Origin of the sequence: Paenibacillus lactis (genome assembly GCF_017873605.1) — a bacterium.
Lineage (GTDB): Bacteria > Bacillota > Bacilli > Paenibacillales > Paenibacillaceae > Paenibacillus_AQ > Paenibacillus_AQ lactis.
Genome location: NZ_JAGGKI010000007.1, coordinates 225,718 through 241,037 on the forward strand (window position 1 = coordinate 225,718; position 15,320 = coordinate 241,037).

The 15,320-nt window shown below is 49.6% G+C and carries 14 protein-coding genes; 13 read left to right on the forward strand and 1 reads right to left on the reverse strand.

Annotated elements, in window-relative coordinates; translation table 11 throughout:
- The first annotated feature begins 12 nt into the window (after positions 1 to 12).
- From J2Z18_RS15465 to J2Z18_RS15525, 13 genes are all read left to right on the forward strand, one after another.
- On the forward strand, positions 13 to 681 hold the full coding sequence (locus J2Z18_RS15465) for a response regulator transcription factor (protein WP_007131312.1): 669 nt from the start codon (positions 13 to 15) through the stop codon (positions 679 to 681).
- Positions 666 to 2,042, forward strand: coding sequence for a sensor histidine kinase (locus J2Z18_RS15470; protein ID WP_007131313.1), 1,377 nt, complete (start codon positions 666 to 668; stop codon positions 2,040 to 2,042). The genes J2Z18_RS15465 and J2Z18_RS15470 overlap by 16 nt, the downstream gene beginning before the upstream one ends.
- A 166-nt stretch (positions 2,043 to 2,208) precedes the next feature.
- On the forward strand, positions 2,209 to 3,165 hold the full coding sequence (locus tag J2Z18_RS15475; protein WP_007131314.1) for an NAD(P)-dependent oxidoreductase: 957 nt from the start codon (positions 2,209 to 2,211) through the stop codon (positions 3,163 to 3,165).
- Positions 3,166 to 3,249: 84 nt separating this feature from the next.
- Positions 3,250 to 4,176 (forward strand): NAD(P)-dependent oxidoreductase, encoded by a 927-nt coding sequence (locus tag J2Z18_RS15480; protein ID WP_007131315.1) that lies wholly within the window; start codon positions 3,250 to 3,252, stop codon positions 4,174 to 4,176.
- Positions 4,177 to 4,695: 519 nt separating this feature from the next.
- On the forward strand, positions 4,696 to 5,436 hold the full coding sequence (locus tag J2Z18_RS15485) for a CPBP family intramembrane glutamic endopeptidase (protein ID WP_007131317.1): 741 nt from the start codon (positions 4,696 to 4,698) through the stop codon (positions 5,434 to 5,436).
- 154 nt (positions 5,437 to 5,590) lie between these two features.
- A complete protein-coding gene (locus J2Z18_RS15490; protein WP_232239236.1) occupies positions 5,591 to 5,878 on the forward strand; it encodes a ribbon-helix-helix domain-containing protein in 288 nt (95 codons plus the stop codon).
- A 5-nt stretch (positions 5,879 to 5,883) separates the two neighbouring features.
- On the forward strand, positions 5,884 to 7,023 hold the full coding sequence (dnaN, locus tag J2Z18_RS15495; protein WP_167324119.1) for a DNA polymerase III subunit beta: 1,140 nt from the start codon (positions 5,884 to 5,886) through the stop codon (positions 7,021 to 7,023).
- Between the two features lie 303 nt (positions 7,024 to 7,326).
- Positions 7,327 to 8,691, forward strand: a complete 1,365-nt coding sequence (locus J2Z18_RS15500) for a cytochrome ubiquinol oxidase subunit I (protein ID WP_007131319.1) — start codon at positions 7,327 to 7,329, stop codon at positions 8,689 to 8,691.
- Positions 8,688 to 9,704: a cytochrome d ubiquinol oxidase subunit II gene (locus tag J2Z18_RS15505; RefSeq protein ID WP_007131320.1), complete on the forward strand. Its 1,017-nt coding sequence runs from the start codon at positions 8,688 to 8,690 to the stop codon at positions 9,702 to 9,704. The genes J2Z18_RS15500 and J2Z18_RS15505 overlap by 4 nt, the downstream gene beginning before the upstream one ends.
- 69 nt (positions 9,705 to 9,773) lie before the next feature.
- The gene (gene cydD / locus J2Z18_RS15510; protein WP_007131321.1) at positions 9,774 to 11,597 is read left to right on the forward strand and encodes a thiol reductant ABC exporter subunit CydD; all 1,824 of its coding nucleotides are present in this window, start codon (positions 9,774 to 9,776) and stop codon (positions 11,595 to 11,597) included.
- Positions 11,594 to 13,315 carry a thiol reductant ABC exporter subunit CydC gene (gene cydC / locus J2Z18_RS15515; protein WP_007131322.1) on the forward strand — a complete coding sequence of 574 codons (1,722 nt, stop codon included), beginning with the start codon at positions 11,594 to 11,596 and terminating at the stop codon, positions 13,313 to 13,315. Before cydD ends, cydC begins: the two co-directional genes overlap by 4 nt.
- A 247-nt stretch (positions 13,316 to 13,562) precedes the next feature.
- Positions 13,563 to 13,886, forward strand: a complete 324-nt coding sequence (locus tag J2Z18_RS30790) for a c-type cytochrome (RefSeq protein WP_007131323.1) — start codon at positions 13,563 to 13,565, stop codon at positions 13,884 to 13,886.
- Between the two features lie 22 nt (positions 13,887 to 13,908).
- Complete coding sequence (locus tag J2Z18_RS15525; protein WP_007131324.1) at positions 13,909 to 14,355, forward strand: disulfide oxidoreductase; 447 nt, start codon at positions 13,909 to 13,911, stop codon at positions 14,353 to 14,355.
- Positions 14,356 to 14,457: 102 nt separating this feature from the next.
- On the opposite strand, the gene J2Z18_RS15530 is transcribed toward J2Z18_RS15525, so the two are convergent.
- Complete coding sequence (locus tag J2Z18_RS15530; RefSeq protein WP_007131325.1) at positions 14,458 to 15,090, reverse strand: SCO family protein; 633 nt, start codon at positions 15,088 to 15,090, stop codon at positions 14,458 to 14,460.
- Positions 15,091 to 15,320: the final 230 nt, after the last annotated feature.

The window sequence follows — 15,320 nt, forward strand, 5'->3', positions numbered from 1 at the left end:
AGAGGTGTAAGGATGGCAAAAATACTGGCAATCGACGACGAAATGGACATTTTGGCATTGATAGCAAATATTCTGCGACGTGACCGTCATGAGGTGATTACCCGATCGGAAGTGACGGAGATCCAGCCTGAAGCATTTCAAGGATACGATCTGATCCTGTTGGACGTCATGATGCCTCACGTGGACGGTTTCGAATTGTGCAGGAAGATTCGAGGGTATGTCAGCTGCCCGATTCTTTTTCTCACGGCCAAGTCGGACGAGGAGGACGTGGTGAACGGGCTGATGCATGGAGGGGACGACTATATCGCAAAACCGTTCGGCGTTAAAGAGCTTAGTGCGCGGGTGAATGCCCATTTGCGGAGAGAATCACGGGAGAAAAGCTTGTCCAGGCTTACCGTTTCGGGAGTCAGCTTTGATTTTGACGCGAAGGAAGTATGGGTAGGGGATCATCAGGTTCGGCTGACTCCGAATGAATACAAAATCTGTGAGCTGCTCGTTCGACGAAGAGAGCGGGTATTCACCCGTGAAGAAATCCATGAGGAGGTTTACGGGATTGATGGAGATGCCTTATTTACGACGATTACGGAGTTTATCCGGTCGATTCGCAGTAAGTTCAAGGCGTGTGGGGTCTCTCCCATCTCAACGGTGTGGGGAGTGGGCTACCGATGGGACAACGATTAAGACAATCCAGCCTTAGGCGGGAACTGCTGCATTACGTCATCCTCTTATCCGTTTGCCTTATTGTATTGGTCCTGCTGGGTGTTCTCCTAAACAGACTGGCGATAAATGCAGGTCTCGTCGTCCATGCCAATTATGACGAACGGCGGGTTCTGGATGCGGAGCCGGGTATACAGGAGGCAAGATTGTTTTCCCATGAACTGATTCCTGAAGACATTCCTTATGTTGTGGTGGATAAACGCACGCTTCAGGTGGTTGAAGGCACGCTGGATCCTTCCGGGGAGGAGGCGGCCATTCGAGCGATTCAGAACAGAACAGCCTATCAGGGGCAGGCCGTTTACCGTGTGGTCGAAAGAGAGCAAGAATATGTGGTTCTCCACTATAAGGTCCGTTCCCGCTTTACATTGCCATGGTTAAGAGCGCATTTTCCGGATTATGAGCTTACGACGCTCATCATCGGCATAATAGCGATCATTGGCATCGTATTTGCGGTGACCACGATCTTTGCCAGGCGATTACAGCGGCAATTTGATCGCATTCAGCAGCTGACCATGCGGATTCGGAATCGGGATTTGAGTATGGAGGCGGAGAGGTCACCGATTAAGGAATTCGATGATGTTTTGTCCTCGCTTCAGGAAATGGCCAAAGCGCTGGAAGCTTCGCTTCAAGCCCAGTGGAGAACGGAAACCCGGAAGCGGGAGCAGATTAGTGCGTTGGCTCACGACATCAAGATCCCCGTCACGATTATCAAAGGAAATGCCGAACTGCTGAGCCTTGATGAGCAAAGCGAGGAGCATGCAGGATATACCGAATATATCTTAAATGCGAGCAGCAGGATCGAAGAGTATGTCAGCCTGCTCATCCATATCTCAAAGACGGAACAGGACATGAACATAACGCTCAAGCCCACCTGTCTGAGGGATTTTGCAGTTGGGCTGATACAAGACTTCTCGGGTTATATCGGGCAGCGCAGGATCGAGATTGCACTCGACCTGGAAGAGACAGTGACGCTGGAGCCGGCATTTGATCATGAACTGATCCATCGTGCTGTTATGAATATTTTGACGAATGCAGCGGATCATACGCCGGACGGTGGAGAAGTTCGAATGGCGGTCTCCTCATCGGGCCAGCACGTGCAATTTCGAGTGACGGACAGCGGGCGCGGTTTTACGACTGAAGGTTTGGAGCAGGCTACCCAGCTGTTTTATATGGGAGACAAGAGCCGTTCAGCGAAAGGTCACTACGGCATCGGATTAACATTTGCCAATAATGTAGCACGGCTCCATCATGGCTCTTTACAGCTTTCCAATCGGCCTCAAGGCGGGGCTGAGGTAACGCTTGAAATCCCCGCCCGGCTTAAATAAAAGTCCCATTACCAACGGTAATATATTTCGAAGCACCATCGTTTCGACCGAGTATCTCAGTTCTACAAAGCCACTGATCAAGCATCAGTGGTTTTTTGTTTGACCTTGACACTAGTGTCAAGGTCTAGAATAAAGGACGAACGCGGCCAACAGGAGACGGTTCTATATGGTTCGATATTTCTTTCGACAAGGGAAAGGGGAAATCAAAGTGAGTACCGATCAAAGCAAGAACGAAGCTCTCTCTCCAGTGACCATCATCGGTCTTGGCGAGATGGGGCAGGCATTAGCAAATGTATTTTTGCAAAACGGATATCCTACGACGGTTTGGAACCGGACGGCAGCGAAGGCAGAAGCCTTGGTGAAGCAGGGAGCTGTGCTTGCTGCCACACCTCGTGAAGCCATACAGGCAAGCCCGGTCGTGATCCTGTGCGTTCTGGATTACGATGCCGTACATGAAATCCTTGATCCACTCGGTGATGCACTTAAGGGTCGTGTTCTGTTCAACCTAACGAACGGAACTCCTAAGCAGGCACGTGATACCGCACAATGGGCTAAGGATCGAGGTTACGATTATATCGATGCCGGTATCATGGCCGTTCCGCAAATCATCGGAACCGAGGATGCTTTTATCCTCTACAGTGGAGGAAACAAGAACTCCTTCGATTCCAATAAGGAATTGTTGGATGTAATGGGCGCGTCCACCTACTTAGGCGAAGATGCCGGTTTAGCATCCTTGCTGGATCTAGCGATGAATGGTGCGATGTATGGGATGCTCGCCGGTGCCATGCACGCTATCTCGGTAGTTGCCACAGAAGGGATCAAGGCACAGGCTTTCTCGTCAGAACTCTTGATTCCCTACCTCACTGCAATTACCGGCATCATACCTAATCTAGCCCGCCAGTTCGACACGAAAGAATTTACGGTTGGCGTCTCGGCCAAACTTGCCATGCAGCAGGTGGGTTTCAGAAATATTCGGCAAGCCAGCAAGGACCAAGGGATTAGTACAGAGCTGCTCGACCCGATCCAATCTCTTATGGACCGGCGTGTCGCTGCCGGGTTCCCCGATGACGACTTCTCCGCTGTTACCGAGCTTTTTAAACAAGCAAAGCACCAAAACACGTGAACTTGATTATTTCTGTGCATCTTTATAGGCGTTTAAGACTAAACCGTCGTAATTAGTGACAATCCCATGAAAGGAGTTATTCCAATGAAAAGTGATCATATTGAAAACATAAACAAGTCTGCCAGTCATGGAACTGAAAAAGTTGGGAGTCGTTTATCGGTTACGGTTATCGGTCTAGGCCCCATGGGGAAGGCGATCGTCGGCGCTTTCTTGGATAAGGGCTATGAGGTGACTGTGTGGAATCGCACGTTAAGTAAAGCCGATGATTTGATGGCTAAAGGTGCGATGAAGGCATCCACGGTCAGCGAAGCGATTACGTCCAATGATTTGATCGTTCTCAGCTTAACGGATTACCGTGCGATGTATGCTATTTTCGAACCGATCTCGGAGCAATTAACCGGAAAAGTTATCGTAAACCTGAGCTCGGATACCCCTGAAAAAGTACGAGAAGCGTCAGAATGGTTAGCCGAACGCAACGCCGTACAGCTCACCGGCGGAGTGTTGGCCTCGCCTCCGGGTATCGGTAATAAAGAATCCGTCACTCTATATAGCGGCCCTAGGAAAACCTTCGACGATCACCAAAATATCCTGGAGGTGCTGACCAGTACTAGCTATAAGGGCGAGGACCCGGGACTTGCCATGTTGTACTACCAGTTGCAAATCGATGTCTTCTGGACCGCTATGCTCAGCAACCTGCATGCAGTTGCGGTGGCGAGAGCAAACGGAATCACGGCTGAACAGCTCCTGGCTTATGTTTCGGACATTCTATCCACTATGCCGAAGTTACTGGAATTCTACGCTCCCAGGATTGACGCTGGGACACACAGCGGTGATGTGGAGAAACTTGCGATGGGGCTGGCGAGCGTCGAACACGTCGTTCAAACATCAAATGAAGCAGGAATCGATGCTTCGCTGCCGGCCGCTGTCCTGGATGTCTTCAAACGCGGTGTTGCTAGAGGACACGCTGGTGATAGCTTCACGAGCCTAATTGACATGTTCCAAAAACACTAGGTTAACCGTTACATGTTCGGTCCATAGGAATGAAGGCAGCTTATCATAATCCATCTGTTGCACTTAACTTAATTAGCTCGACATCGCAGATTTGAACGATTGACAAGGCCAATGAGAACTTGGAGCAAACTCAATTGAATAAGAATTCACACAAAAACGCATTGTATGGGACAATGCGTTTTTGTGTGCTTTTGATCAGGAAGACAATGTTGAAATATCTCATGACATTGAAGAGAGGGTTCTTCATTGGTTTTGTGCACTCCTACAAAATTGTTCATTGAAGCTATCTATTTTCTAGGAAGGCACCATCTTTTCCAACACCCTAATTTTAGAGATCATAACAAAACTGTTTCTCTAGACCCACCAGTTTTTTACATTGTATGATGGGAACTGTTATGGGGAGGCGAAAGCGCAACAATCGGTAAAGGGGGATAGCTGCGCATTTTATACTGGATTGGATCCCAATCCTGATAGAGCTCAACGTTTAGTAAAAATCACACAGAAAGGAAGTTGTCCTGCTTGTTAGAACAATTCATGGACTATTCATTGCGAATTATGCCGGGGATCCTGTTGTTAATCATGGCGTATTTGTTGTTGCCAAAGCAGACAGTAGAGGCAAGGCTTTTCATTCTCGTATTGGGATTCATTTTAATCCGGGATGCCATGACCCCTCTCGGCTTTTGGAAACTGGGGGCGACAGGGCAAACCGTATGGCTTCGATTTCTTGATGATGGGTGGTTACTCGTCACGCTTGGCATGATGTCGCTCATTCTTACTTTCAGTATCGTTGTTACGAATAAACCTTTATTAAATCTCCTGTTCTGGTGCGGCAAAGGCAAGGCGGCTTCTGTTTTCGCCGGAATGCTGGGTGCTCTGATTGTCGTCCTACCGTTTGCTCTAATCTATTCCTTCATCGATCTGGAAGAGCGAGGAGGAGCGGTTCCTCCTTATGTTTTGCTTCCGTTACTTTTTATGGCATTGGCCGGCAACTTCATGGAAGAGGTGCTGTTTCGGGGGTATTTACAGGGGTACTTTGAACGAATTAGCGGACCTATGAAGGCAGCTGTAATTTCGGCAATTCTCTTTGCAACCGGGCACATCTTTTTGGCACTAACGGTAACGGATATTGGGGGACCGATTTTACTATTTACCTTGTACGAGGGAATCGTATGTGCTTATGTCCGCATGAAATATGGCATCCTTCCATCGACCTTGACGCATGGGCTCGCGATATTCACATTAGCCTCCGGGTTAATATAGCGTGGTGTTTAGGGGAATTGACAAGATGCCGGTTATAACAAGGGGAACAGCACTCACAATATATCCATAGCGTAGAAGCTACGGGCACTTTATTAGTTTTTTTATTTGTTGCCGGATAGAAAAATGTGGTACGATGTAAGTAGCGATATTGAAAATGGTAACCAAAATCAAAACAAAGGACTGGTATACTTTGAACGATGATCAAATAAAAATTGGTCTTTCAAAAAAGAACGGTCAACTAGGTTTCATGTTTACTCGCGGGGGAGCGCGCGAGGGAGCTGGAAGAAAAGGGATCGGAATGACGAGGAAGATATCTTTGACTCTAACTGAAGAAATCTGGGAAGAAATTGATCGTGAATGTGGGGAGCTGGAGATCTCTCGATCTGCATATTTAAGGAACATGATTGAATCATACTACGCTGCAAATAAGAAAGACGGGTGAATTCGTTGTTAATACACATTTCAAGGGAATTACTCGTCAAGGCCATTCAACATGTATATAAAGCGGTATCAAATAACGGTCGCGGGTCTATGATATCTGTAATAAACATATTGGTTCAGAATGAATGGATTTTTATTAGCGGTACTGGTACAAGTCTGGCAGTTCAATACAAGGTTTGCACTTCAGATAGTAAGGTCCGAATATTTAATCAAGGGAGTATTACCTGTCAAGCGAATTATTTATATGAAATTAGCCGTAAATTAGTGGATGATATTGTAATTATTGAGGTAATTGAACAGCGAATATTATATATAACATCCGGAAGTACACAGGTTCGGTTGAACGGGATGTTACATACTGACATCCCATTTTTTTCTCAAAATAAATATCAGCAAACAACCAATCAATTTATTGTACCGTGCAACTTGTTAGTACCTATGATTAAACAGGTAGCGGGGGTCGCTTCAACTACTGACGCTAAACCGGTTTTTATGGGGGTGTGCTTGGAGATTCAAGGAAGTCAACTCACGATGATTGCTACAGATGGAGTCGTGCGAATGGCTAGATGCTCAATCCCGATTGAGAACGATGCTGGGTGGACGGGAATCTCCATTATCCCTGCTACGAGTTTGATAGATATAGCTAAAATGCTGACCAATGACGGCTTTACCGATGTAGTGATAGAATTAAATCATTATGAAATAAGATTTATGACTCCTAATTTGCTTATTAAATCGGCAGTGATTGAGGGATTATATCCCTCAACCCGAAATCTAGTCCCACATATTCATGTATCCGAGGTTGTCCTAGACAATATATCATTTAGACAATTGCTAGATCGCGTGTCTGTGCTGGCTGGTTATCATCTCGTAACAATGCAAATATCAGAAGGAAGATTGACCCTCTTGTCAAATACGGCAGAGATTGGTGGTATAAGTGATGAGTTGGATTTAAAAGAGCAATCCGGAGAGAATTTTAGCATAACGATTAATGGGAAGTTTCTTATTAGTACGTTACGGTGCGTCAATGAAGATTACATCCGGATACGTTTTACCGGTTCGAGGAGTCCTATTTTATTACTTCCAGTCCGCGAAGAAAGAGATTGGCTGTTCTTGTTAACTCCCGTCTTGACCAAATCTTCTTAAAGAGAATCTTCCAGTTTTAATGTATTAATGGAAAATGCAAGAATTTAGTCAGCCATAAAATTTCCGCCGAGAACTTCAAGGCGCAAATACCACACATCAGCTAAAGCTTCAATGGCTCGATGGAGTGGTTTTTTTGTTTTTCACCGAGTTGTCGAAAAGATTCGATGCTTTCATGAACGAGACGCTTTCGTGATTCATTTGAGAGATTGCTTCGTTATAATATCGTTTAAATATCGGGTATGTATTGGTTAGGGCTTATCCCGATCAACGAGTGTGCAGGGTTTTGAAAGGAGGCAGTTTATTTTGGTTATAGATACCGTGCTTTGGAGCAAATGGCTAACCGGGCTGACGCTTGCGTTTCATGCGATCTTTGCGACGGTTGGCGTCGGGGTGCCGCTGATGATCGCCATTGCCGAATTCGTCGGAATTCGCAAGAAGGATCCGCATTACCTGCTCATGGCCAAAAGGTGGACGCGGGGCTTTGTCATTTCCGTGGCAGTGGGCGTGGTGACCGGAACGGCGATTGCATTGCAGCTTGCGCTCGTGTGGCCGAACTTTATGCGTCTGGCAGGGAATGTTATCGCGCTTCCTTTGTTTATGGAGGTTTTTGCATTCTTTTTTGAGGCCATCTTCCTCGGGATCTATATGTACACGTGGGACCGGTTTCGCAATCCGTATATCCATTGGCTGCTGACAATTCCGATTGTAGCGGGGGCCGGCATGTCCGCATTTTTCATCACGTCGGTGAATGGATTCATGAATCAGCCCGAAGGCTTTGTCATGGAGGCTGGCCACTTTACGGCCGTGGATCCCGTGCAAGCGATGCTGAATACGGCAACTCCCTCAAAAGTGTTCCACGTCCTAACCTCGGCCTATTTGACGGGAGCCGCCTTGCTGGCGGGAATTGCAGCCTACGTTATTCTGAGAAAAGGAGCATCGGCTTATTACAAAAAAGCGCTGAAGCTCATGATGGCTATTGTTCTGGTGTTCAGCGTGCTGACCACCTTAGCCGGGGACCTGTCCGCCAAATTCCTGGCGGAGCATCAACCGGAGAAGCTGGCCGCCGCGGAATGGCATTTTGAGACGGAGCGCGGTGCGGATCTGATTTTATTGGGCTGGCTGAATGCGGAGCAGAAGATCGTGGGTGCGCTCCACCTTCCGAAAGCGCTCAGCTTTCTGGCCTTTGGAGACTTTGATGCCGAAGTGAAGGGGCTGGAGGAGTTTCCGCCAGGTGAATGGCCGCCGCTGCTCGTACACTATTTGTTTGATTTCATGGCCATGATCGGTTTTGTGATGTTGGCCGTCGCATTTCTGTATTTCTTGTTCTTGTTCTGGAAGAAACGAAATTCGCTCAATAAGTGGCTGCTTCGGGCCATCGTCGCGTGCATCCCACTGGCGTTTCTGGGTGTTGAGCTGGGCTGGTTCTATGCGGAGCTCGGACGGCAGCCGTGGATTATTCGCGGATATATGCGCGTAGAGGAGGCGGCTACGACATCACCGAATGTGAGGATTCTCTTCTTCCTGTTCCTGCTGCTGTATATTGTGCTCGGCACGATGTGTGTCTTTGTCCTGAGACGCTTGTTCCGTAACAAACCGGCAGAGGCCGAGCTCGAATCGTTAAGGCAAGAGAAGTTTATTCAATCCATGGAAAAGGGTGAGCCGGTATGATCAGTTACGAGTTGATAGGCATCTCGGTGCTTTGGCTGTTTTTATACGGCTATTTAATTGTAGCCTCCATTGATTACGGCGCTGGCTTTTTTGCCTTCTATGCCCGGCTGACCAAACAGGATCATCTGATCAATCGATTGATCTCCCGCTATTTATCGCCGGTTTGGGAGATTACCAATGTGTTTTTTGTCTTTTTCTTTGTCGGCATCGTCGGTTTCTTCCCTGATACGGCCTATTATTATGGCTCTTCGCTGCTTGTTCCGGGGAGCATTGCCGTGATTTTGCTGGCCATTCGCGGTTCCTTCTACGCATTCGAGAATTACGGCTCCAAAGAAAACATCGTCTATCTGTTTCTGTACGGGGCTACAGGTTTGTTAATACCGGCATCCTTGTCGGTCGCACTGACGCTTTCCGAAGGCGGTTTTATCTCAGAGGCAAGAGGCGCGGTTACGCTGGATTATTGGGCGCTGATGACAAGCCCGCTGTCGTGGAGCATCGTGGCGCTGGCTATCGTATCGGTGCTGTTTATTAGCGGTACGTTCCTGGCCTTCTACGCTTCCCGGGCAGGCGATCAGCCAGCCCTAAAGCTGATGCGGACCTATGCCATGTTCTGGAGCACGCCGACGATTATTGCCGCGCTCACGGCATTTATTTATCTCAGTCAACATAATGAGCGGCATTTTCAGAACATGATGGACTTATGGTGGCTGCTGGCGCTGTCGGTTGGTTTCTTCATGATCGCGCTGTGGCTGCTGTACAGCGGACGCCGATACGGACTGGCCTTCATTTGCGTCATGCTGCAATTTTTCTGCGCGTTCTTCGCGTACGGCATCGGGCAGTATCCATATATATTGGATCCGTACATTACCATTCAGAGCGGCGCTACGCATGAGTCGATGGGAGCTGCGCTTGTTGCGGCCTTTATCGGCGGGCTCTGTCTGCTGATCCCGTCCCTGATTCTGGTCTTCCGGCTCTTTCTGTTTGATGCGGATTATGTCAAAGGCAAAAAATAAGGTGGGCGCTTGTCCCGCTACAATTAGGATTACCTTGGAGGGAGTGCGTAAACAGGAGGTGGAGATTACTTGAAAAAGAAAAGCAGCCTGCTGTCAGAACAAATGTCTGCACAGAGGAAACGTCTTATCCTCTTAGGGTTCACGTCGCTTGCGCTCGGTGCAGCCATCACAGTCCAGGCGGTGCTGCTCGCCGAAGCAGTCGAGAGGATTTTTGTTCAGAGATCGTCCTTGGCGTCGGTTGCTGGTATTCTTGGTGCATTGATTGGCGTGATGGCAGCGCGGACGCTGCTGTCGTATGGAAACGGGAGAATCGGCTTGCAAATGGCTTCCAGTGCCAAAACGAGCATGCGAGCAGCGGTGCTTCGTAAACTGTCCAATGCTTCGATGCCGATGTCGCTTCGCGGGCAAACGGGCGGCAAGGTGAGTGTGGCGCTGGATGCCGTGGATGAGGCGGACAGTTACTTCAGCCAGTATATGCCGCGAATGATGGAAGCAGCGGTTATTCCTGTCCTGATCTTGATTATGGTTTTTGCTCAGCATTTGAATTCCGGCTTGATAATGCTAGCGACAGCTCCTTTTATCCCGATATTTATGATTCTCGTTGGGCTGCAAACAAAGAACAAATCGGAGGAGAAATTTGCGCAGCTGGCCGAATTCTCCGGCACGTTTCTAGACTCCCTTCAAGGGCTGGTTTCGCTCAAGCTGTTCGGGCGGGCTCACCTCCAGCAGCAGGCAATTGAACGCAGCAGCTTAGGCTATCGCGATGCCACGATGGGGATTCTGCGGATTGCGTTTACCAACACCTTCATGCTGGAGTCCATCGTCATGCTGAGCATAGGCATTGTTGCGCTTGAGCTGGCCCTGCAGCTTCTCGTTTTCAAATCGCTGTCTTTTCAGACCGCGTTCTTGATCCTGCTGCTGGTGCCTGAGTTTTACAGCCTGTTAAAAAACACGGGAACGGCTTTTCACAGCGGGCGTACAAGCATGGGGGCAATTCGTAAAGTTGAGGAGCTGCTCGCGGAAAGAAGTGAAACCGAGGCTTCATTAACGAATTGGCAGGATGGCGGCGAAAATATGGACAAAACGCAACAGACCGAGCAGATGGATCCAGCGGATACTCCTGGGTTTGCCGATCGGAGCTCGATTCGGATGCCGCCAATCATCGAGCTGAGAGATGTCCGATTTCGGTATGCACCGGATTCGTTCGAACTTGCAGTCGGCTCCATATCGTTTGGAGCGGGGGAGCAGATCGCCATCGTCGGAAAAAGCGGGTCCGGCAAAACCACCTTGCTGCATCTTCTTGCCGGGCTGCTGAAGCCGACGTCGGGGGAAGTGCTGGTGAACGGACGCCCGCGTTGGCAAATGGACGAGGCTCTATGGTTTGACCAAGTTAGTTATATTACGCAGCATCCCTATATTTTTGCCGGTACGTTAGCCGAGAACATTGCAATTGGCGCAAGCCGGGAAGTCTCCCGGGGCGAAATGGTGGAGGCGGCGAAGGCCGCCGGGCTTGCAGTTGTTGCAGACGAACTGGAGTTAGGCTATGACACCCCAGTCGGCGAAGGAGGCCGGGGGTTATCAGGGGGCGAGAAGCAAAGGCTGGCGCTGGCGCGCGCTTTTTTAAAGCGGCCCGCGGTTATTTTGTTCGACGAGCCTACGGTGGGACTGGATTTGCACACCGAACGCGTTCTGCAGCGGTCCATTGCCGAGCTGGCAGGCAGCGCAACCATGATTACCGTAGCCCACCGATTGTACACGATCCGGCATGCCGACCGGATATTGTATATGGACGACGGAGTGCTTCTGGACAGCGGGAGCCATGAGGAGCTGCTTGCACGGCTGCCCCAGTATGCCGAAATGGTCAATGCGCAGCGGAAAGGGGGATTTGCATGAGTGAGCTGGCGATTCTAACCAAAGCCATGATTCAGGAGCGGAAGGATATTGCCATCGCAATCGTTGGCGGATTCATTGCAGGCATCGCGGGGGTGAGCCTGTTTTCCGCTAGCGGATATTTGATCTCCCAGACCGTATTTGCCCCGCCGCTCTATACCTTGATCGTCCTAACCTCCCTCGTGAAGATTCTTGGATTGCTGCGGGCGGCAAGCCGCTACGCCGAGCGCTTGTATTCCCATCGGGCGACATTCTCGATGCTCAGCCGGCTGCGCACCTCATTCTTTGCCAAGCTGATTCCTTTGACCCCCGGCATTTTGGGCAGAAACCGCAGCGGAGGCCTGCTTGCACGAATCGTTGGGGATGTGGAAAGCCTGCAGCATTATTTTTTACGCGTCGCCTATCCTCCGGTCATTGTTGTCATGGTGTTTCTGGCTACGGTAATATTCACCTCCGTCTTTTCGATCTGGATTGCCTGTTTGTTCGTGCTGGGGATGTTGATTACGGCTTTTGTGGTTCCTGGAATCGTGCTGCTGGGGCAGCGTAGAAGACAGGGGCGCGTACGCGAGAAAAGGGCCGAGCTGTCCACGGAAGTGGCCGAAATGCTGTATGGTTACCGCGATCTAAAAGTATACGGGCAAATGAAAAAGCGCGAGCAGCTTCTGCAGGATGCCTCCGCCGCATTGGCGGCCGAGCAGGAGGCGGCAGCGCGCCACTTGCTGCGCGGTCAATCGCTGCATGCTTTCGTGGCCTATCTTATTTCCTGGGGAGTGCTGGTCCTTGGCGCGGTATTCATCATGAACGGTTCGCTAGCCGGCGTATTTCTCGCCATGCTGGTCATGGCTTCGCTGACTGTATTTGAAGAGGCGGCCCCAATGGCCACACTTCCTGCTTATAAGCAGGATAGCGAGCATGCGGCCAATAGGCTGGCGGAAACGGTTCTTGACGCTGATCGGCGGCAGCCCCAGCCAAGCGGTGCTTTATCCACCGATAAAGCCGTATCAGTCGAGCTGTGCGGTGTTTCGTTTCAGTATGAAGATGAATGCCGTCCTGCGCTGAAAGGCATTACCCTGTCTATTCCGCCGGGATCCAAGACCGCGATTGTCGGTCCGAGCGGCTCAGGAAAATCAACCCTCATCGATTTGCTGCTCAAGCTGCGCGTGCCAACAAGCGGCCTGATCCGATTGAACGATATATCGGTTCAAGAACTGAATGAAGCGAGCATTTGGCAGGCGTCGAATGTGGTGCTGCAGCACAGCCATTTTTTCCGGGGGACGATCCGGGACAACCTGCTGCTGGACGAGGAATCCTATACAGACGAGGAGCTGGCGGCAGTATTGGAGAAAGCGCTGCTTCCGAACAAATCGCTTGATGATCCCGTATATGAAAAAGGAGAGAATTTGTCAGATGGGGAGAAACAGCGCTTGGCCTTGGCCAGAGTGATGCTGCGCAAGGGACGTTTATGGCTTCTGGACGAACCGACGTCTTCCCTGGATTACGTGACGGAACAGCGTGTTCTCTCGCATTTGTTGACGGAAGCTGCCGATGATACCCTCCTGCTGATTTGCCATCGGCTGACCGGTTTGGAGAAAATGGACCGGATTGTTGTTTTGGACCAAGGGAGGGTTGTTGAAGCGGGAACTTATACGGAGCTGATGGAACAAAAGGGATATTTTTATGAGATGAAGCTCATTGAGCGGCAAATGATTGACGAGGCGTAAAGATAGAATACGAATCACCAATCGTACAACACTGATAGTTCAGACCTTGGCTGTCGAGAAAGTCTCGACAGCTTTTTTGTCTGGCACGCCATCTTTCCTTCAATCGAAAAATTCACAAAGGTGCCTCCATTGAAGGCTAACGTCCTTAAAACCATAGCCCGAAGGAGCCATTTAAAACGATGACCAATCGAGAGACAATGAGAAGGTTAATGCAACGGATTTAAGATGAGTTTGAAGGAGGGGCGTCATGTCAAGAAGCGGTATTAGACTCTTATTGACATTGGTGATCGTAGGATTGTTGACAGCCTGCGGCGGCCAGAAGAGCGGCGAAGGGGCGGCAAACACGGAAAGTCCGATCCCGGCTGTGTATAAACAGCGCTGCTTGTCCTGCCACGGGGATCAGCTCGAGGGAAGAGTCGGTCCGAATTTGCAAGCTGTGGGAAGCCGTCTTACCGAGGAAGAGATCGCCGCGATTATTTCGGATGGAATAGGCGGCATGCCGGCTTTCGGAAAAAGGCTGAGTGAGAAGGAGCTTGCATCCATTTCCGCATGGCTGGCCGAACATCAATAGAAGGGAGTTGACACGATAATCAATGAATAAGTCGGGAGCATGGTTATTATTCGCATGGCTGGTTGCGGCCGTCGCCACAAGCGGCAGTTTGTTTCTTAGCGAAGTATGGCATTTCACGCCATGCGTCTTATGCTGGTATCAAAGGATTTTCATGTATCCATTAGTCATTCTCTTGGGTATCGCGGCTTACAGGCAGCAGACATTTATTATTCCTTACATCCTGCCCCTGATTGTCATTGGCGGAGGCATATCAACTTATCATATCATCATTCAAAAGCTTCCGCGTTCGTCAGATGCCGCCGCATGCGGGCCGGTGTCTTGCCTGGACGACTACTTGAATTGGTTCGGGTGGCTGACCATTCCGATGCTGGCACTCGCGGCATTTCTGCTGATCGCTGCAGCACTTGGGCTGGCCGTGCGCGCGCAGAAACAAGAACAAGGCAATGAAGAAGCGGATGCGCATGTCTAGGATCCCTTGAGGAAATATCAATCCTTGGAGGAAGCTTCTCCTCATGGCGCGTGGACATGAACAGCGCGATATTGCCTGAAATGAACAAGAACAGCAGCCGGATTAGGATTTCCGCTGCTGTTCTTTTAATAAGGTCTGGATATCGGCCAAAATCTGATCATTCTCCATATCTTCACCCATTCGGTAAATACGGCGTACACGCTGCTGGCCGTCAATCAATAGCAGTGATGTGACGGAGTGCGCAAACAAGCCGTCATCCAGGCGTACGATCGAAAAATTGTACTGGGAAGCAAGCTCCTTCACCTCATGTTCTTCTCCACGAAGCAAGGTCCAGCCGCTCTGATCGATTCCCATTCGATCCGCATATTGCCGCAGCACCTCAGGCGTATCGTTATTCGGGTCGAACGTGATCGACACAAACTCAACGCCGTTCCCAAAACGTCCCTGTTCTTGAAGCTCTGCCTGAAGCGCGACCATATTCGCGGTTGTCGCAGGACAAATGTCCGGGCATCGTGTGAAGATAAATGAGGTTAGGCGGATCTTCCCGTCGAAATCCTTGTCCGTTACGGTTTCACCTTCAAGATCAGTTAATGCGAATCCAGGGGATTCCATTTTGACCGGAAGCGAATCCGAACGGAACGAGGATTGCAGCACCAAGTAACCCACAGCAGCGATACAGAGAATGATGATTGCCATAACATATCGGCGCATTGAAGATTTGCGAGCTCGTGACATTCCGTTTATCCTCCATATTCTTTGGTAAATAACGGTTTCAATTGTACTGAAAATGGTGCTGCCTTACCATGACTCCTTAGAGCCATGGAATCCCCTCTGGAATAAAGCCCTTTCCTTTCCCGACACAAATGTGTCGATGTTCAACTATGGAAATAGCTCTTATGAGTTATAGGAGCGAACGATTGAACTTGCTACAATCTGGGATATTACATCGGTACAGGAGAGGGAGG